The sequence below is a fragment of the Nostoc sp. S13 genome, assembly GCF_029379315.1.
GTDB lineage: Bacteria > Cyanobacteriota > Cyanobacteriia > Cyanobacteriales > Nostocaceae > Nostoc.
The window spans coordinates 1-18,514 of the sequence record NZ_JAQYWQ010000042.1 but is presented as its reverse complement, the minus strand read 5'-3'; the positions used below and the strand labels follow the sequence as shown (position 1 = coordinate 18,514).

18 protein-coding genes and 1 pseudogene are annotated in these 18,514 nt (G+C 41.8%); 14 read left to right on the top strand and 5 right to left on the bottom strand.

The features are described from left to right. Positions 1-1,527, bottom strand: a complete 1,527-nt coding sequence (locus tag PUQ00_RS15110) for an oligosaccharide flippase family protein (protein WP_300417918.1) — start codon at positions 1,525-1,527, stop codon at positions 1-3. 74 nt (positions 1,528-1,601) lie between these two features. Beyond that, a complete protein-coding gene (locus PUQ00_RS15105) occupies positions 1,602-3,815 on the bottom strand; it encodes a polysaccharide biosynthesis tyrosine autokinase (protein WP_300417915.1) in 2,214 nt (737 codons plus the stop codon). Positions 3,816-4,574: 759 nt separating this feature from the next. Here PUQ00_RS15105 and PUQ00_RS15100 point away from each other — a divergent pair. Further along, complete coding sequence (locus tag PUQ00_RS15100; RefSeq protein WP_300417912.1) at positions 4,575-5,987, top strand: sugar transferase; 1,413 nt, start codon at positions 4,575-4,577, stop codon at positions 5,985-5,987. A gap of 9 nt (positions 5,988-5,996) precedes the next feature. Further along, complete coding sequence (gene galE / locus PUQ00_RS15095; protein ID WP_300417911.1) at positions 5,997-7,013, top strand: UDP-glucose 4-epimerase GalE; 1,017 nt, start codon at positions 5,997-5,999, stop codon at positions 7,011-7,013. Here the strand turns inward: galE and PUQ00_RS15090 are convergent, their stop codons facing one another. From PUQ00_RS15090 to PUQ00_RS15080, 3 genes and pseudogenes are all read right to left on the bottom strand, one after another. Further along, a complete protein-coding gene (locus PUQ00_RS15090; protein ID WP_300417908.1) occupies positions 7,014-7,748 on the bottom strand; it encodes a 2-phosphosulfolactate phosphatase in 735 nt (244 codons plus the stop codon). It abuts the gene before it with no gap. Positions 7,749-7,819: 71 nt separating this feature from the next. After that, positions 7,820-8,374 (bottom strand): annotated as a pseudogene (locus PUQ00_RS15085) (SDR family oxidoreductase); the annotation flags it as partial. Between the two features lie 15 nt (positions 8,375-8,389). Beyond that, entirely contained in the window at positions 8,390-8,593 is a 204-nt protein-coding gene (locus PUQ00_RS15080) for a hypothetical protein (RefSeq protein WP_300417906.1), read from the bottom strand. A gap of 233 nt (positions 8,594-8,826) precedes the next feature. On the opposite strand from PUQ00_RS15080, the gene PUQ00_RS15075 reads away from it, so the two are divergent. From PUQ00_RS15075 to PUQ00_RS15020, 12 genes are all read left to right on the top strand, one after another. After that, positions 8,827-8,958 carry a hypothetical protein gene (locus PUQ00_RS15075; RefSeq protein ID WP_300417904.1) on the top strand — a complete coding sequence of 44 codons (132 nt, stop codon included), beginning with the start codon at positions 8,827-8,829 and terminating at the stop codon, positions 8,956-8,958. Beyond that, the gene (locus PUQ00_RS15070; protein ID WP_300417902.1) at positions 8,948-9,364 is read left to right on the top strand and encodes a XisH family protein; all 417 of its coding nucleotides are present in this window, start codon (positions 8,948-8,950) and stop codon (positions 9,362-9,364) included. Before PUQ00_RS15075 ends, PUQ00_RS15070 begins: the two co-directional genes overlap by 11 nt. Then, positions 9,352-9,681: a XisI protein gene (locus PUQ00_RS15065; RefSeq protein WP_300417900.1), complete on the top strand. Its 330-nt coding sequence runs from the start codon at positions 9,352-9,354 to the stop codon at positions 9,679-9,681. Before PUQ00_RS15070 ends, PUQ00_RS15065 begins: the two co-directional genes overlap by 13 nt. An 82-nt stretch (positions 9,682-9,763) precedes the next feature. Continuing rightward, positions 9,764-10,966, top strand: a complete 1,203-nt coding sequence (locus PUQ00_RS15060; RefSeq protein WP_300417898.1) for a class I SAM-dependent methyltransferase — start codon at positions 9,764-9,766, stop codon at positions 10,964-10,966. 525 nt (positions 10,967-11,491) lie between these two features. Then, positions 11,492-11,932, top strand: coding sequence for an ATP synthase subunit I (locus PUQ00_RS15055; protein WP_300417896.1), 441 nt, complete (start codon positions 11,492-11,494; stop codon positions 11,930-11,932). A gap of 60 nt (positions 11,933-11,992) precedes the next feature. Continuing rightward, positions 11,993-12,754, top strand: coding sequence for a F0F1 ATP synthase subunit A (atpB, locus tag PUQ00_RS15050; RefSeq protein WP_292801679.1), 762 nt, complete (start codon positions 11,993-11,995; stop codon positions 12,752-12,754). A gap of 148 nt (positions 12,755-12,902) precedes the next feature. Beyond that, positions 12,903-13,151 carry an ATP synthase F0 subunit C gene (gene atpE, locus PUQ00_RS15045; protein ID WP_196521630.1) on the top strand — a complete coding sequence of 83 codons (249 nt, stop codon included), beginning with the start codon at positions 12,903-12,905 and terminating at the stop codon, positions 13,149-13,151. 403 nt (positions 13,152-13,554) lie between these two features. After that, on the top strand, positions 13,555-13,986 hold the full coding sequence (locus PUQ00_RS15040; protein ID WP_300417883.1) for a F0F1 ATP synthase subunit B': 432 nt from the start codon (positions 13,555-13,557) through the stop codon (positions 13,984-13,986). Positions 13,987-14,146: 160 nt separating this feature from the next. Next, positions 14,147-14,719, top strand: a complete 573-nt coding sequence (locus PUQ00_RS15035; protein ID WP_300417880.1) for a F0F1 ATP synthase subunit B — start codon at positions 14,147-14,149, stop codon at positions 14,717-14,719. Continuing rightward, complete coding sequence (gene atpH / locus PUQ00_RS15030) at positions 14,716-15,270, top strand: ATP synthase F1 subunit delta (RefSeq protein ID WP_300417877.1); 555 nt, start codon at positions 14,716-14,718, stop codon at positions 15,268-15,270. The genes PUQ00_RS15035 and atpH overlap by 4 nt, the downstream gene beginning before the upstream one ends. Positions 15,271-15,538: 268 nt before the next feature. After that, complete coding sequence (gene atpA / locus PUQ00_RS15025; protein ID WP_300417875.1) at positions 15,539-17,059, top strand: F0F1 ATP synthase subunit alpha; 1,521 nt, start codon at positions 15,539-15,541, stop codon at positions 17,057-17,059. 139 nt (positions 17,060-17,198) lie between these two features. Next, positions 17,199-18,146, top strand: a complete 948-nt coding sequence (locus tag PUQ00_RS15020) for a F0F1 ATP synthase subunit gamma (protein ID WP_300417872.1) — start codon at positions 17,199-17,201, stop codon at positions 18,144-18,146. The last annotated feature ends 368 nt before the right edge of the window (positions 18,147-18,514 follow it).

Below are 18,514 nucleotides of genomic sequence, written 5' to 3'. Positions count from 1 at the left end.
TTAGTATTTTTTATTTTTATGAAATAATGAATTTTTTAATATTTTATTATATAAATATTCAATAATCACATCCTTTTCTGTTGCCTGAGAATCAATAAACCACTTAATCAACATGATAACTTGTACAATGCATAAGCATAAAATACACTCCAAACTATCCTTAATAAGAAATCCAACGATAGCAAAAACAATAAAAGAAAACAATGGAAAACTATACCATCTTAACCAAGAATTTGGATTTATATTGAGATACTTCATCCCCAAAAATATAATTGACAAAACACACAAAAATCCTGCATTACCTAGAACCGCTCCTATTAATCCAAACCTACTTGAGAAAATGAAAATTAACAAAATAGAAAATAGGCTACTGAATAAGTGAATTGCTAGATTCTCTACAACTGCATTCACACTGAATAAAACGTAATATCCTACTGCATACAACGAATAGAGTGTCCCAATGATAATCTCAATTCGGAATGCCAAAATATATTCACTGGTAACTACATCTCCAAGCATTACATGGATAAGAAACGGTGCCAGTGTAAAAAATATAGTTCCTAGCCCTAATGCAACTAGTGTATTAATTTCAACTGCTTGCTTAATCTGTTGTTGCAGCTTACTTTTCTCTTTATCTAATATTGTTATTATCTTGCTGAGAGCAGGAAGTAAAGGCTGTACAGGTAAATCTGATAATCGATTAATCACTGTTGTGAGATCGGTAATTGTCGCATAAACTCCCAATATTTTAGAACCTAATAAAGCTCCTACAATTAGGCGATCGCCTCTGGCAAAAATCATTCCCCCTAACGAGGTTAGCCAAGTCATCAGACTATATCGAGCTATTGCTAATCCTCTTTTTTGGTTCCAGTTTACGTGCAGTTTTATGTTATAGGTTAAAGTTCGGAACACCCAGACATGACTCAATAAAATTGCTATAGCTGCTACAGCTTGCCACTGCATCAGGGCGATTGTCCGTCCTCCTAGCCAAGTCACTATTAACATTCCAAAAGAAAGGAATAGCGATTCAATTGTATTGAATAAATTTGTCAAATCATAACGTTGATAGGCTTGTTCCACACCAATTAAAACCCTTTGAAGCAATCTTGCCCACACTACTAACCCACCAATCTGTAAAGCATGTCGAATTGTTAGTTGTTGGACTTGCCCTAATTTAGGAAATAAACTAACAATTGCTTCAGCACCAAATAACAGGGCAATAGCGGCAAGGGTTGCAAATATTAGCATCCCCCCAAAAGTTACAGTCAATGTCTCTGAAAGAGAATTGGATAAATCATCGGTATCTTCTTTTTCTATGTCGTGTGAGACAAATACTGTAGTTGCGACAGAAAGACCTGCCTCGGCTAAATTAACTACTTGCACTACCGCATAAGCCAATGTCCACAACCCATATTCCTCAATTCCTAGCATCCGAATTAGTATGGGAATTGTGAGTACAGCTAATCCGATTCGGACTGCTCCCCCCAATGTATTGTAGAAACCATTCTTTAAAAAGCTATTTTTCACTAAAAATATTTTCGTTAGATAAATTACTTTCTCTCAAAATACAGAATAAATTGCTTAAAACTCGTACTAAAGGGTTAGGAAAATTCTATATTAGGCAACTTCACTTTATCCTTGCTATTCCGTAGCTTGCCGCCGTAGGCATCGCTACTCTTTTTGTCGTAATAGCCCTTCTTGCTGTAGTGCATATAACCACTATCAGCAGTAACTCCATTCACCACCATTCCCAAAACACGCGATCGCGCTTGCTCAAGCATGATCTTCGTACTCTTAGCAACAGCAGAGTCAAGCACTCCAGGACGTACAACCAGCAATATCCCATCTGCCATCTTGCCTAGCATCAGTCCATCACCAAACAGACTCAAGGCAGGAGTATCAATAATGACATAATCATAATCTTTGGCTGCCTCTTGAATTAACAAAACCATGCGCTGTGAGTTTAGCAATGCTACCGGATTAGGTGGAATTGTGCCAACAGTTAGCACATCTAAGTTAACCAATACTTCTTGGGTAGTGCGGGAAAACTCTGCTTGACTGACTAAAACATTACTCAGTCCTAGCAAGTTGGGTAATTTCCAGATTTGTTGTTGGCAGGAGTGACGCATATCCGCATCTACTAACAGCACTTTGCGTCCCATATGTGCTTTAGCTACTGCCAGGTTAGATGCCACAAATGATCTGCCTTCACCTGGAGTTGAACTAACCACAGCAATTACTTTTAGCGGTTTCTCAAAAACGGTAAAATCCAAGTTTGTCTGAAGCATCTCAAAGGCTGAATTTGCTACTGAGTAAGAATTCTCTCTCATTGGCAGTTCTAGTAAAGACTCTGCCTCACCACCTTTAGATTTTTGACCTAAGTGAGGAATTGTACCGAGTAAGGGATAATCAAATAGCTGTTGAGCTTCCTCAATAGTTTTCAGGGATTGATCCATAGCTTCCAACATTAAAGCTATCCCCACACCTAGCAAAATTCCCAAAAATCCACCTAGCGCAAGGTAAAGTGTAATTTTGTTAGCTGCTTTGTTAGGAAGTAAAGCCATAGATACCACCTGTGCATTACCGACATTTTGATTGACAGCGACATCCACTTCTTGCGATCGCTTCAGCAGTTCTTCATAAGTTCCTCGTGCTACTTGCAACTGTCGCTCTAGCTGTTGCTGGTTTTGTTGCAATTGGGGTAAGACACCCAACCGTTTTTGGGACATTGTGTATGCATCTTGCAAAACCCTAATTCGATTGGCTAATGCTGAACGTTCCACATCCGACTGTACCAACTGAGCAGTTAGAGTCTGCTTGAGTTCCCCCATCTGTAAATTTTGCGTTGGTACAGATTTTTCACTGCCCGCGTTTTCCGAAACTCGCATTGCTAACTGTTTTTTGAGAGCTGCTGCTTTTGCCGTCAAATTAACGATCGCTGGATGTTCATTTGTATAGCGAGTCTGTGCCACCGCTAACTCGTTTTCTACTTTCTGATATTCTGTTAGCACCTCCTGCACACCTTTGGATTGACTTAAATTGCCCATATCCACAGCTTGCAGCGAATTCAATTTCAATTGACGTTGTAGAAGTTGTGAGCGAGTCTCGGCATCTACCAAGTTTGACTGAGCTTGAGTTATCTGACCAGATAACTCATTGAGCCTTTCTACACCTGTGGTAGCTTCTTGGTCTAAAGCAAATACCTTGTTTTCTTCTTTAAACTTACGCAAAGCTGTCTCTGCTCTAACTACCCTTGTCTCTACATCAGGCAATTGGTTACTTAAAAATCTCTTTGCAACCCTTGCCTGGGCTTGATTAACGTTAATATTGTTTGCCAGGTAATATTTCATCACCGAATTCACAACAGCTGCGGCTTCTTTTGGATCGCTACTGCGGTAAGAAATTGCCAAAATATCTGTACCTCGGATACTTTTAGCCTTGAGTTTTTTGAGAAACTCATCTTTTTCTAGAGGTGTTCCTTTCTGATCTGTCAGGCTTAGGCTAGTAATGGTTTTCTTAACTATTGGATTGGAGCGAATTATCTCTGCTTCTGTATCCAATGGGCTGCTTAGTAGAGTCACACCGTTTAACTCTCCAACTTGTGTGGAGGGACTTGTCAGCGAAGAAACACGGTCAGTTTTACTGAAAAGCAACTTGCCTTCTGCTTCATAAATTGGTTTTTGTCTGATGGCAATTAAAGCTGACAGTCCAAAAATAGAGGCAGTCACCGCAGCTATGACTAGCCAACGCCTTTTCAGAATCAGCGAGTATTGTTGCAAATCTAGGGAGTTTTGGTCTTGTTGGTTAGGAGGCATGGAATATGTTCGAATACCTGAAATACTTACTAATTTTGCTCTGCAAATTTGGTAGTCCAAGATAGTCATTTGGACATATTTAGGTTTAATTATTTAAAAACTAAATATATATAAAATGCCAGACCTATCTGTAATTTTTTCAGATCGCTTTCCTTTTTATTACATCTTTTTTTATCCCAGAAATATTATCTAAATGTCAACGTACCTTTGATATTCTTTATTAAAATTTTAAATTACTTTAATACCAAATCTATGTGAATATTACTGTACCTTAACCAATGACAACCCTTGATATGAAGTTGATAACAGCATCTTATCAATTAAAATCCTTGATATGAAGTTGATCACAGCATCTTCTTAGACAGAATAAATTTTTTGCTATTATTTTATCAATCTGTAAATATGTACTTTCAAAGTAAATTTACTGTAATGATTTAAATTTAAAGTTTATATAGCCTACATTCATGGCATTATGCAAATGTCAAGGCAAGAACTTTAAATACATCGTGCGTGTGAGTCGGACAGCCAACGCAAGTAAAATGTGTTTTTTATAGACATATTATGCAAAGGCACTGAGAATTTACCTGCCATCTTCTAATACTCAATACCCAATTGCTTTGAAAAATATAGCAGTAGAAAATTTATCGTTTCTCTATGCTTTGACACAATACGGCTAGTTTTTAGTATTACCATCTTGAAATTTCTTGCTGCTTTTAATTAACCAAGAAATACCAGGATACTGAAAAATAATAAAAATCAATGACTCTTACAAGTTATGTTAGTTACCCTGCCAATGCTAGGTTGCCAAATATAGTCCGCAGCCTCCCGATATTGCTCTTGTTAGGGGATATTTTTGGCTTGCTCATTTGTTTAGCGATCGCACAATGGTTGCGTTTAGATCAACCTTTACATTGGCTCAATCCATTGCCTTATGGATTTGTTTGCATGATAATTGCAGCATTTTATTTAGCAGATGCTTACTATCCAGATCGGCAAATTGCAGGTTTGAGAGCGCCGGCTCGAATTATTGTTTGTAACGTTGCGATCGCGTTCTTCATCTCTGCCCTTATTTACTTATCAGATATTGGCAAACATAACCCGGTGTCGTGGCGGAGTGTCTTTCTACCTAGCTTGGGAATCTTTACCATTTGGGCAGTGATATTGCGCTTGGTGGCAGTGAAATTGGTGCGATCGCACGAAGAGAAAAGTCGTTGGTTAATATTAGGAGCAGGGGATAATGCCATCAAATTTGCCCAAAAATTGCTAGGACTTAATCCTTTAGGAAAGTTGACTGTTTTAGCAGAGGAAAATCAAAAAACCATAGACTTACCAAAAAGCAATCTGAGTTATCAGGGAAATCTGAGCGATTTGTCGCAATGGAGTCAAAAATCCTGGTCTGGAGTCATAGTTACAGCGCAGATAAATTTTTCCACATCTGAAGCGCAACAGTTAATGCAGATGCGCTTGCGAGGTATTCCGGTTTACACATTGCCGGATGTTTACGAAACATTTTGGTATAAACTACCTTCATCGCTGCTACAAGATAAATGGTTGGCATTTAGCGATGGTTTTAACCTAATGCCTGGTTACTTCAGCAAGAAACTGAAGCGAGTTATTGATGTCATATTGATACTGTTTTTACTAGTATTAGTTGCACCACTTCTGTTGTTGGTTGCATTGCTAATTAGATTAGATAGTCCTGGCCCAGTATTGTACAGTCAGCAGCGAAGTGGGTTATACGGTAAACCATTTAAAGTTTATAAATTTCGCTCCATGTATCAGGATGCAGAGAAGTTGGGGGCGCAGTGGGCTAGTCAACGCGATCCACGGATCACCAGAGTCGGATACTGGCTACGTTTGTTACGTATTGACGAATTACCTCAAATATGGAACGTCTTACAGGGTGAAATGAGTCTGATTGGGCCTCGTCCAGAACGACCAGAATTTGATGTCAAACTCAAAGAAGCGATTCCCTACTATGAAGTACGCTATCTGGTAAAACCGGGAATTACAGGCTGGGCACAGGTTATGTATCCCTATGGAGCATCTATTGAAGATGCTTACGAAAAGCTTTCTTACGATCTGTATTACATCAAGAATTATTCCATTTGGTTGGATTTAGCGATCGCTTTCAAAACCATTCGAGTTGTTTTGTTAGGTAAAGGTAGATAAGGAAAAAAAATGAAAAAGAAAATATTGGTAACTGGCGGTGCTGGTTACATTGGCTCCCATGTAGTTCGTCAACTGGGGGAAGCTGGTTATGATGTCGTGGTCTACGACAACTGCTCTACAAGTTCACCAACATCTGTACTACACGGGAAACTAATTATTGGCGATTTAGTAGACACTGAGCATCTTTATCAAGTTTTTGCCCAGCATGAATTCAGCGCCGTCTTACATTTTGCCGCTAGTCTGATTGTTCCAGAATCAGTAGCTCATCCCCTCGATTACTACGCAAACAACACCCGCAACACCTTAAATTTGCTGCACTGCTGTAGCGTTATGGGCGTTAACAAGTTGATTTTTTCCAGCACAGCCGCAGTGTACGGAGAAGTAGAAGAAAATCCTGTTACTGAGTCGAATCCTACACAGCCCATTAATCCTTACGGACGTTCCAAGTTGATGAGTGAGTGGGTGATCCGGGACTATGCAGCAGTATCTTCATTACACTACGTAATTCTACGTTACTTTAATGTCGCAGGTTCTCAACCAAGTGGACTATTGGGGCAAATGTCACCGAATGCTACTCACTTGATTCGGGCTGCTTGTGATGCGGCACTCAATCGCAAGCCGGAAGTACGAATTTTTGGTACTGATTTTCCTACACCTGATGGAACTGCCATCCGAGACTATATCCACGTCGAGGATTTGGCCACTGCTCACTTAGATGCTTTGGATTACTTAGAAAAAAGAGGGGAAAGCCAAATTTTCAACTGCGGTTACGGGCAAGGATACAGCGTGCGACAAGTTATTGAAAGAGTTAAGGCTATTTCTGGTGTAGATTTTCCCGTTATTGCCGCACCACGTCGTCCGGGCGATCCTGCCTGTGTTGCAGCTTGTGCTGATAAAATCCGTAGGGTTTTGGGTTGGCAACCAAAGCACAATGATTTAGATGAGATTATTGACACAACCATTACTTGGGAAAAACAGAAAATTCACTTGGCAAGGCAAAAGCATATAAATATGGCATATGCCTAATTAACCTTGTAGCCTGTAATTTACATAAGCATTATCAGTAAATAAAGGCACGCAGTCACTAACATTGTAAGCGGCTGACAGTTCAACATCTGACTCAAAGCCTTTTTCAATCAACTCTTTACCAGAACTGCATTTTTTCAAGTACCCCGGTAAATCCTGCTGGAAAGCCTGAAATGTTGCCACAGCCACTTCAGCCTCTGGTGATAGACTGCCATATAAATAACTGAGAATTGCCCCAGCACCAATTAAATCTTCAAATGCAGGATGTAGGCTACCATCATCTTTCCACCTCTCACCGGCAGGAATCACAGCGATTTTATCGCCATACTTTTGAGCAAACTCGGCCACAGCTTGACAATTTCGCAAGCAGCCAGCCAAAGTTGGTGTATTCCCTGTATGTAAGGTCAGAAAAGAACCATTAGGTGAGGGTAAAACTAGTCTAGTTCCAGCAGGAATCTGAACCACCGATTTTGGCGAGAGAGAATATCCTGTTGTAGTCCAACGTTGTCTATAACTTGCCAACTCTGCTCGCACTGACTTGGCATAATCTATGACAGATTCATCTCTGATTGCATAGGGAAAAATTATCGCGCCATTATTGGTGGCAATTTCCACGCAGGTAGAAAAAGAGAGAACGTCAACTATCACAACTACATCACTTATGGGAGCGAGTTGAGCAACTCCTTGTGGGCCCCATTCACAGCGTAAATCAAACTCTGATTGGTTGTAAATCATACAAGTAAATACAGGTTAAAACAAAGATATGGAAAGATTATCGCATTCTTATAGAAAACGGCAGAATGAAGTTACTGTCCACCTCTAGAACGAATAATTTGCCCTGTAATCCACTGTCCTTGCAATGAGGCGAGAAATAATATGATACGCGCGGCATCTGCTGGTGTACCTAAACGACCAAACGGTGCTTTTTCCTCAATTTTTGAGCGGATTTCATTACTCATCCAGCCTGTATCTGTTGCCCCAGGATCTACGGCATTTACACTAATATTTTTACTTGCTAGGCTAGCACTGAGACTTAGAGTCAGCGCTTCTATTGCTCCTTTGCTAATAGCGTAGGGTAGGTTTTTGGACATAGGAGCCAGACTTTGACCAGAGGTAAGATTGATAATTCGTCCTCCTGGCCGTCCATCATGGCGATTAGCAAATTCGCCACACAACAATGTAGTACCTCGAATATTTACGGTGTAATGAGTATCAAGTAATTCGGATGATAAAGAGTATATATCTGCTTGTTGATCGTGAGCGGCATTGTTAATTAGAATATCTACTTGTCCCAGACTGCCCTCAATGTGGTCAAAAAGTTTTTTGGGCATTTCTGACTCAGCCAAGTTAACCTCAACCCCTGCGGCTTTGACTCCTTATAATTTTAGTGATTCAATGATTTCTTCTGCCTCATGAAAATTGCTACCCCAAGGCATCAGCTTATCGTATGGTCGATAATAAGTCGTAAAGATATTTGCTCCAGATGCAGCAAGTGAATGAGCGATCGCTGCACCAATTCCCATGTGTCGGCTTACACCAGTTACTAGGGCAACTTTACCCGACAAACCGTAATCTACCATCTGTAATACAACGTTATTAATTCTATTGGCTTGAATTTTACTCCTTATCAAACAGAATAAAGGTGCCAGTCGCCAGAATTCACTTGGGTATTTTGTGCGACTGGTGGATGAATAAACGGCGTTTAAGACCCCCACAAAACAAGAAAATTTGGTGGTCTTCAATCAGTGGCGGGTCTGAATCCCCCACTGATTGCATTCTGACTCCTGAATTCTGACTTCTGAATTCTTCTTCAATGCTTATTAGCATCCGAGATTCGATAAACTCAGAATTGCCCCAAGATTTATTTATCATGTCCGATTCCCAAACTGTTAGTGCTGCTGTTGCCAAACTCTACAATACCTATCCATTTCCCTATGCCATCTAAAGATATATTTCATCAATCTGTCCGCACTGCTTTAGAAAAAGATGGTTGGATCATTACCCATAATCCACTACATCTGAAAGTTGATGACATTGAATTTTTTGTGGATTTAGGAGCAGAAAGATTATTAGCCGCACAAAAACAAGGTCAAAAAATAGCCGTAGAAGTTAAATCCTTTATAGGTGCGTCGGAAGTAACTGAATTTCATCTCGCTTTAGGTCAAACCCTGAATTATCGGCTAGCATTAAAAAAAGAAGAGCCAGAACGCCTTTTATATCTAGCTATTAGCCAAGATACATACCAAGACTTTTTCTCCCGTCAATTTATTCAAGATTCTTTAAAAGAATATCAAATTAAACTTTTAATATTTAATTCGTTAAGTCAGGACATTGTTTTATGGAAGGAATAAATTACTCTCAAATAATTCAAGATATTTTAAGTAACCATTCCGCTAACGACGTGGCTAATGGCACCGAGGTTCAATTGTTGTTTGACGCAGAACGCCATCATTATCAAGTCTTAAATATTGGCTGGAAAGAACAACGGAGAATTTATGGAATCATCATTCATGTTGATATCAAAGGCAAAAAAATTTGGATACAAAGAGATGGTACAGAAATCGGTATCGCTAACGAATTAATCGCGGCTGGTGTACCTAAAGAAGATATTGTATTAGGATTTCACGCTCCTTATAAACGCGAATTTACAGACTTTGCTGTTGGATAAGTAGCAGGAAATAAGCAATAGTAATCTTTGCCCTAATCATCCACTATCCGCTAAACTCAGAAATGCTGCGTTATTCCTGATCATGTCCGATTCCCAAACTGTTAGTGCTGCTGTTGCCAAACTCTACAATACCTACCCCTTTCCGCCGGAAGCCCTGTTGGATGAACCACCTCCAGGCTATAACTGGCGCTGGAACTGGCTAGCGGCTCATAACTTCTGCACAGGTGAAAAACCTCAAAGGCAAGATATTCGGATTTTAGATGCAGGTTGCGGTACTGGTGTAGGTACAGAGTACCTAGTTCACCTGAATCCTCAAGCTTCTGTGGTGGGAATTGACCTCAGTAGCGGCGCTTTAGCTGTCGCTAAAGAACGTTGTCAGCGTTCAGGGGCTAATCGCGTTGAATTTCATCACCTCAGCTTGTTTGACGTGGAACAGTTGCCGGGTGAGTTTGATTTAATTAACTGCGTTGGCGTTTTACATCATACCCCTGATCCAATTCGCGGTATTCAAGCTTTGGCGAACAAATTAGCCCCAGGCGGCTTGATGCACATTTTTGTGTATGGAGAATTGGGACGCTGGGAAATTCAACTCATGCAAAAAGCGATCGCACTTATTCAAGGTGACAAAAAAGGCGACTACCGCGATGGCGTCCAAGTTGGGCGGCAAATCTTCGCTTCATTACCAGAAAATAACCGAATTGTCAAATACAATAAACAACGTTGGTCATTAGAAAACTACAAGGATGAATACTTTGCTGATATGTACGTTCATCCCCAGGAAATTGATTACAACATTGAGACGCTGTTTGAATTAATTGATGCTTCGGGATTGGAGTTTATTGGTTTCTCGAATCCGAGTTTCTGGGATTTGGAGAGACTTTTAGGGAAAGCACCAGAGTTACTAGAACGGGTAAAAGGATTGACCGATGCCTGCGGCGGGCTAAACCAACGCCAGCTTTACCGCCTGATAGAATTATTAGATCCAGAAGTAACTCATTACGAGTTTTTCCTCGGTCGTCCTCCCTTAATCAAAGCCGACTGGACAGACGATAACGCCCTATTGATAGCGATTCCCGAACTTAATCCTTGCATTCAGGGATTTCCCAGTCAATGTTTCTTTAATTACGATTACCAGATTGTTAATTTATCAGTAGCAGAGTTTGAGTTTATGCAAAGATGTGATAACAATTCCACAGTTGCAGATATTTTGGCAAGTGTGCAACTGGGATTGGATGGGGTAAGAACGCTTCTGAAGCAGCAGCTGATTTTATTGACACCTGCTTAATTACACTGGACTCAGATACGGAGTTAACAAAACAAATTTATACTGGTGTTGAACAGCGCTCGCTGTTCAACACTTACGGCAAATTAATGTAAATTAGGAAAGTGCCCAAGAAACGGGGTTATTGTACATCCTAAAAGTTAAAGTTTTCTGGAATTCAGCAATGGTGCAATGTTTAATCACAAGCCGCTACTCTACGATTTCTGATTTGCGGTACGCCCATACACTCCTGAAGCACCAGTTGATTTTATTCACACCGACTTGATCAAATACCAAGATGCTATGTCACGACTTTAGAGGAGAATTATTTCCTCAAAAAAGCTGGAATTATCAGAAATTTTGAATTTTTAGGCAGCGATTATTGATTATTCACCCCCTCACTCCCTCACTGCTGGGGGCGCGATACTGACTGTCTAACGTTGACAAGAAGTTAATTGTTTTTTCCTAAAGTATTGTTACCGGATCGTGATATGATTCATCTGACTGAATGTGCAGTCATCATGTTTAACTGTACTGGTTTCAAGTCTCGTGAGCTTGTCTGACGAATCAATTGCGCCCACTCCGACAACGCAACAAGATGCTAAAACTGGTTCTGAAGAGACAGAATCAGGTAAGTCCATGCAAGAGTTCTATCAACTCTTCCAGCGATTGTTGGTAATCACGCTTGTCTTGACGGGGGTTATTTTTATCTCTGTGTGGATTTTTTATTCCTTGAACATTGCCCTTAATTATTTAATTGGGGCGTGTACAGGTGTGGTTTACTTAAAAATGCTGGCTAGAGACGTTGAGCAGCTCGGTAGTGAGAAAACCAGTCTGAGCAAAACTCGTTTTGCTCTATTTATGGGAGTAATCATCGTGGCAACTCAATGGCGTGAGCTACAGATTCTGCCCATATTTTTGGGATTTCTGACTTACAAAGCCACGCTACTCGTCTATATGGTGCAAATTGCGTTCATTCCTGATTCTTAAAAAGTCAGGCTCACAAACATAGTAATCCCATCCTCGCTCGTTGGGGAAAATGCTTGAAGAATGCAAATGCTTAGTGTCTTAAACGCCTTTAATTCTTTTCCCCTCGCCGCATTAGAAGTAGGTCAACATTTCTACTGGCAGTTGGGCAATCTTAAAATTCATGGGCAAGTTTTTCTCACATCATGGTTTGTGATTAGCATTTTAGTAGTGGCCTCAATAGCAGCTACTCGCAATGCACAAAGAATTCCCAGTGGCATCCAAAATTTGATGGAATATGCCCTAGAATTTATTCGTGGTTTGGCGAAAGACCAACTAGGTGAGAAAGATTACCGCCCTTGGGTGCCATTTATTGGTACATTGTTTCTGTTTATTTTCGTATCGAACTGGTCAGGGGCGTTAATTCCCTGGAAGCTCATCAAGCTGCCTTCGGGTGAATTGGCAGCTCCCACGAATGACATCAATACGACTGTTGCATTGGCACTGCTGACCTCTTTAGCGTATTTTTACGCAGGTTTTAGCAAGCGGGGTTTGGGCTACTTTAAGAAATATATAGAGCCGACACCCATTCTATTGCCGATCGCAATTCTCGAAGATTTTACTAAGCCCCTCTCCCTAAGCTTCCGGCTATTTGGCAATATATTAGCGGATGAATTGGTAGTAGCGGTGCTGGTTCTGCTAGTTCCTCTATTTGTACCTCTACCTGTAATGGCTTTGGGTTTATTTACCAGTGCCATTCAAGCCCTGGTTTTTGCTACCCTAGCTGGAGCATACATTCATGAGGCGATCGAGGGACATGGTGAAGAAGAGCATGAGGAGCATTAAACTTCTCAGTTGATAGCACAGTTCCAAGAGCATTTTCGCTCAAAACATCGCAAAGCGCGATCTAAGAACCCGGTGCAGCGTGAAAAACACGTTTCTAGTCGTTAACGTAATGTTTGTTAGTTTTGTAATCAAAGCAAGGAAAATCAACATGGATCCATTAGTGCAGGCTGCTTCAGTTCTCGCTGCTGCTTTAGCGATTGGTTTAGCTGCAATTGGCCCTGGTATTGGTCAAGGAAATGCTGCTGGACAAGCAGTAGAAGGTATTGCCCGTCAACCAGAAGCAGAAGGAAAAATTCGCGGCACTCTGCTATTAACCTTGGCTTTCATGGAATCCCTGACTATTTATGGTCTAGTGATTGCCCTGGTACTGCTGTTTGCTAATCCCTTCGCAGGATAAGACCTAAAAGTTTTTGTGAGTGTGGAGACGTGAATCATCACGCCTCTACAATCGAAAATATTTTGGGTATCTAGTCGTTCTGATGTTAAGTTGAGTACTGATTTTAGATTTTGGATTTTGGATGATCAAGAGTTTTCTGTATATGCTCCTGAGCTATGCCTGCTCTCAAATCTAAAATCGTCAATCTAAAATCTCTGAACTACGCAGGCTTGCTGTGGCTATCAATCCCAAAGACGCTCGAACACGAACAGCGTACCGTAAGCAAGACTCGCTCTCCGTGACGTTATCAGCAATCTAAAATCCAAAATCCCTTGCCCCTTGTTGGCTCTGGGTTTCTAAAATATGAAAGGTTGGATGATGTTGCTAGCCATGAAAACTGCTACTCCAGCCAAAGAGGAGAGAAATGTTTGATTTCAATGCTACCTTGCCCTTCATGGCATTGCAGTTCCTGCTATTGGCAGCTTTGTTGAATGTAATTTTCTATAAGCCACTGACCAAGGTACTGGACGATCGCGATAACTATATCCGAAAGAATACCCTTGAGGCAAAGGAAAGCTTGGCAAAAGCCGAGCGTTTAGCCGCCGAATATGAGCAGCAACTCGCAGACGCTCGTAGACAATCGCAAGCTACTGTAGAAGCAGCTCAACTGGAAGCTAAGAAAATTACTGCCGAGAAAATCGCTGAGGCCCAAAAGGAAGCTCAGTCTCAACGAGAACAAGCTGCTGTTGAAATAGAACAACAAAAACAGGAAGCTTTGCATACCTTAGAGCAACGAGTTGATGCTTTAAGCAGCCAGATTCTAGACAAAATATTGGGGCCAACTCCTGTTAGATAAGCTGACAAGACTGGTTCTGTCAAAGGATACGCGCAACTGGGCACTAGTCCAGAGCGCTTAATTAAGTGTCGAAAAAAGGCACTTTTTCCCTACTGGATAAAGATACTTTATTTACTACGGGAAAATACAACGTATTAGCAAGCGAGCAGCGCACTTGTAAATGGGTATCATGGGCACATTCTTATTACTTGCCGCAGAAGCAAACGCTGTTCAGTCTGAATTGGCAGAAGGCGCAGCAGAAGGTGGTTTCGGTCTAAACTTAGACATTTTTGAAACCAACCTGATAAATCTAGCGATTCTGGTTGGCATATTATTCTACTTCGGACGTAAAGTTTTAAGCAATATCCTGAACGAGCGACAATCCAATATTGCCACCGCAATTCAGGAAGCAGAAGGGCGCTTGCAAGAGGCAAAGATTGCCCTTTCCCAAGCGCAAGAGCAGTTGAAGCAATCTCAGGCAGAAGCACAAAGCATCCGCAAATCTGCTGAAGAAAACGCCCAAAAAGCGAAAGAAGCCTTGTTAGCGAAAGCAGTGCAAGACGTAGAACGCTTGAAACAAACAGCAGCAGCAGATTTAAACACCGAAACAGAGCGAGCGATCGCCCAACTGCGGCAACGGGTTGCTATACTAGCATTGCAAAAAGTCGAATCGCAACTCAAAGGCGGCATTGCCGACGATGCTCAACAAAGTTTAATTGACCGCAGCATCGCACAACTCGGAGGCAATGTATGACAAGCCAAGTAGCAACAGCCGAAGTAGCCCAACCTTATGCACAGGCACTTTTGTCAATAGCGCAATCGAAAAATTTGACAGAAGAGTTCGGGGAAGATGCGCGTACTTTCCTGGGACTGCTGAGAGCAGACAAACAGCTACACAACTTCTTCAGCAACCCGTTTGTTCAGTCTGAGAACAAAAAAGCTCTGATCAAACAAATACTCGGTGAAGGCGCCAACCCCTACTTACGCAATTTTTTGCTAATACTAGTAGATAAACGGCGCATTGCCTTCTTGGAATCAATTTTTCAACAGTATCTGGCGCTGTTGCGGCAGCTGAATCAAACCGTATTAGCGGAAGTAATTTCAGCCGTTCCCCTCACAGAAGCTCAACAGCAGGCAATCATCCAAAAGGTCATTGCCATCACGAATGCTCGCCAGGTAGAACTAGAAACCAAGGTAGAGGGCGAGTTAATCGGTGGTGTGATCATTAAAGTAGGTTCGCAGGTAATTGACGCCAGTATTCGGGGTCAGTTGCGCCGCCTTTCATTGCGCTTAACCAGTAGCTAGAAAGTTAGGAGAGACGCGATTAATCGCGTCTGTACAGGAGTTAGGAGAGACGCGATTAATCGCGTCTGTACAGGAGTTAGGAGCGGAGCCGGAGACGCTCCACCTCCGGTTAGGAGTTAAATAAATAATAATTTATTTTGACTTTTAACTTGTAATTTTTGCATTTTTAACTCATCACTCCTAACTCTTAACTCGTAACTGAATTAATTTTTCCGTCTCACTCCTGACTGAATTAATTTTTCCGTCTCAAAGCAAAAAAGATAGACACATGAGCATATCAATTAGACCTGACGAAATTAGCAGCATTATTCAAAAACAAATCGAGCAATACGACCAAGAAGTCAAAGTTGCTAACGTTGGTACTGTCCTCCAAGTAGGTGACGGTATTGCCCGGATCTATGGTCTGGAAAAGGCTATGTCTGGGGAACTCTTAGAATTTGAAGATGGCACAATTGGCATCGCCCAGAACTTAGAAGAAGACAACGTGGGCGCGGTGCTTATGGGTGAAGGGCTGGAAATTCAAGAAGGTAGTTCTGTAACCGCTACTGGTAGAATTGCCCAAGTACCCGTAGGAGAAGCCTTAATTGGACGAGTTGTAGACGCTTTGGGTCGTCCCATTGATGGCAAGGGAGACATCAAGTCTTCAGAAAGCCGTTTGATTGAATCTCCAGCACCCGGTATCATTGCTCGTCGATCTGTACACGAACCCATGCAAACGGGTATCACAGCTATTGACTCAATGATTCCCATCGGTCGTGGTCAGCGGGAATTGATTATTGGCGATCGCCAAACCGGTAAAACTGCGATCGCGATCGACACCATCATCAACCAAAAAGAAGAAGATGTAGTTTGTGTTTACGTTGCGATCGGTCAAAAGGCTTCCACAGTTGCTAACGTGGTGCAGACATTGCAAGAAAAAGGTGCGATGGATTACACCGTTGTTGTCTTTGCTAGTGCCAGTGAACCAGCAACCCTGCAATATCTAGCTCCTTACACAGGCGCAAGTATTGCTGAGTACTTTATGTACAAGGGTAAAGCTACCCTTGTAATTTACGATGACCTCTCCAAGCAAGCCCAAGCTTATCGGCAGATGTCCCTATTGCTGCGTCGTCCACCCGGACGCGAAGCCTACCCTGGAGATGTATTCTACATCCACTCTCGCTTGTTAGAAAGAGCAGCAAAGCTGAGTGATGAATTAGGTAAAGGCAGTATGACCGCCCTGCCAATCATCGAAACCCAAGCTGGTGACGTTTCGGCATACATCCCCACCAATGTAATTTCCATTACCGATGGTCAGATATTCCTGTCTTCTGACCTGTTTAACGCTGGTATCCGTCCGGCTGTAAACCCTGGTATTTCCGTATCCCGTGTGGGTTCTGCGGCTCAAACCAAAGCAATGAAAAAAGTTGCCGGTAAGATTAAATTGGAACTAGCCCAATTTGACGACCTGCAAGCCTTCGCCCAATTTGCCTCCGATTTGGATAAAGCCACTCAAGACCAGTTGGCACGGGGTCAACGGTTGCGCGAACTCCTCAAACAGCCACAAAATTCGCCACTCTCGGTATACGAGCAAGTAGCAATTTTATATGCTGGTATTAATGGGTACTTAGATGATGTACCTGTAGAAAAAGTCACTAGCTTTACCCAAGGTCTGCGTGAGTTCTTAAAGACTGGAAAAACCCAGTATGTACAAGGAGTACAAGCCTCCAAAGCACTAGGTGACGCAGAAGAAGCTGCCTTGAAGGAAGCACTCACCGAATACAAGAAGACCTTCAAAGCTAGAGCCTAGCAATTTTGGATTTTGGAATTTTGCGGAAAGTCTGAGCGCCGGTTTCCGGCGCTCAGACTTTCCAAGACGGATTTTGGATTAAATCTAAAATCCGAAACCCCAAATCTAAAATCTAAAATCTAAAATCTAAAATCGGAATATGGCCAATCTAAAAGCAATACGCGATCGCATTCAGTCGGTCAAAAACACCAAAAAAATCACAGAAGCCATGCGTCTAGTTGCAGCAGCTAGAGTGCGTCGGGCGCAAGAACAAGTGCTAGCGACTCGCCCCTTTGCCGATCGCTTGGCGCAAGTATTGTATGGTTTGCAAAGCCGTCTGCGCTTTGAAGAGGCAAACTTACCACTACTGAAAAAACGGGAAGTTAAGTCAGTCGGGCTGTTGGTTATTTCAGGCGATCGCGGTCTATGCGGCGGTTACAATAATAACGTTATCCGTCGTGCAGAAAACCGCGCCAAGGAAATTAAGGCAGAAGGTATAGACTATACATTTGTGCTCGTCGGACGCAAAGCTACACAGTACTTTCAACGCCGCGATCAGCCCATTGATGCTACTTACAGCGGCCTAGAGCAAATTCCCACCGCACCGGAAGCCAATGAGATTGCCGATCAACTACTTTCCTTGTTCCTTTCGGAAAAAGTAGACCGCATCGAGTTAATCTATACCAGATTCCTTTCCTTGGTTAGCTCCCGTCCTGTGGTGCAAACCTTATTGCCCCTCGATCCGCAAGGTCTAGAAGCAGCCGATGATGAAATCTTCCGCTTGACAACCCGTGGCGGTAAATTTGAAGTAGAACGCGAGAAAGTGACTAAGCAAGTCCGCCCGTTGGCTCCTGACATGATTTTCGAGCAAGATCCAGTGCAGATTCTCGATTCTCTATTGCCCTTGTATCTGAGTAACCAGCTATTGCGGGCGCTGCAAGAATCTGCGGCTAGTGAACTAGCAGCGCGAATGACAGCCATGAGTAATGCCAGTGACAATGCCGGTGAACTAATTAATACCCTTACGCTGTCTTACAACAAAGCCCGACAAGCTGCAATTACCCAAGAACTCCTTGAGGTTGTTGGTGGTGCTGAAGCACTAACTTAGGGAATAGCTAATTATTTATTTGTAGTGCATTGTAATATATAGCCAATTGCTAATTATTTTAAGATTAGCAATTGGTTATTTTTAGTATTTGGGAATTTTTAACTAAATAACATTAACTGCATACAGACCCTCTCAATATAGTTATTGAAGCAACAGTTTTTCGGCTAATTCTTCCCTTAAACGTTTAGACCCAAGATCAGTTAGTCGATACTGAGCGTTCGATAATAGTATGATTTGCCGAAATTGTGGAGACAATAATTTTTTAAGTGCTTTCGTTACAGACGAAGCAGAACACTGAGCATAGCAACCAAGTTTATAAGTAGGTCAACTTAATTAAATATAAGATAGAGATACTCTTCCCGTTGTAT

What these genes read in the sequence shown, in the direction of transcription:
- atpA (WP_300417875.1), top strand. Translation starts at nt 15,539, where the DNA reads ATGAGCATATCAATTAGACCTGACGAAATTAGCAGCATTATTCAAAAA.
- PUQ00_RS15090 (WP_300417908.1), bottom strand. Translation starts at nt 7,748, where the DNA reads ATGATTTACAACCAATCAGAGTTTGATTTACGCTGTGAATGGGGCCCA.
- PUQ00_RS15070 (WP_300417902.1), top strand. Translation starts at nt 8,948, where the DNA reads ATGCCATCTAAAGATATATTTCATCAATCTGTCCGCACTGCTTTAGAA.
- PUQ00_RS15100 (WP_300417912.1), top strand. Translation starts at nt 4,575, where the DNA reads ATGACTCTTACAAGTTATGTTAGTTACCCTGCCAATGCTAGGTTGCCA.
- PUQ00_RS15105 (WP_300417915.1), bottom strand. Translation starts at nt 3,815, where the DNA reads ATGCCTCCTAACCAACAAGACCAAAACTCCCTAGATTTGCAACAATAC.
- atpH (WP_300417877.1), top strand. Translation starts at nt 14,716, where the DNA reads ATGACAAGCCAAGTAGCAACAGCCGAAGTAGCCCAACCTTATGCACAG.
- PUQ00_RS15020 (WP_300417872.1), top strand. Translation starts at nt 17,199, where the DNA reads ATGGCCAATCTAAAAGCAATACGCGATCGCATTCAGTCGGTCAAAAAC.
- atpE (WP_196521630.1), top strand. Translation starts at nt 12,903, where the DNA reads ATGGATCCATTAGTGCAGGCTGCTTCAGTTCTCGCTGCTGCTTTAGCG.
- PUQ00_RS15040 (WP_300417883.1), top strand. Translation starts at nt 13,555, where the DNA reads ATGTTTGATTTCAATGCTACCTTGCCCTTCATGGCATTGCAGTTCCTG.
- PUQ00_RS15075 (WP_300417904.1), top strand. Translation starts at nt 8,827, where the DNA reads ATGCTTATTAGCATCCGAGATTCGATAAACTCAGAATTGCCCCAAGAT.
- PUQ00_RS15065 (WP_300417900.1), top strand. Translation starts at nt 9,352, where the DNA reads ATGGAAGGAATAAATTACTCTCAAATAATTCAAGATATTTTAAGTAAC.
- atpB (WP_292801679.1), top strand. Translation starts at nt 11,993, where the DNA reads ATGCAAATGCTTAGTGTCTTAAACGCCTTTAATTCTTTTCCCCTCGCC.
- PUQ00_RS15035 (WP_300417880.1), top strand. Translation starts at nt 14,147, where the DNA reads ATGGGTATCATGGGCACATTCTTATTACTTGCCGCAGAAGCAAACGCT.
- galE (WP_300417911.1), top strand. Translation starts at nt 5,997, where the DNA reads ATGAAAAAGAAAATATTGGTAACTGGCGGTGCTGGTTACATTGGCTCC.
- PUQ00_RS15080 (WP_300417906.1), bottom strand. Translation starts at nt 8,593, where the DNA reads ATGGTAGATTACGGTTTGTCGGGTAAAGTTGCCCTAGTAACTGGTGTA.
- PUQ00_RS15060 (WP_300417898.1), top strand. Translation starts at nt 9,764, where the DNA reads ATGTCCGATTCCCAAACTGTTAGTGCTGCTGTTGCCAAACTCTACAAT.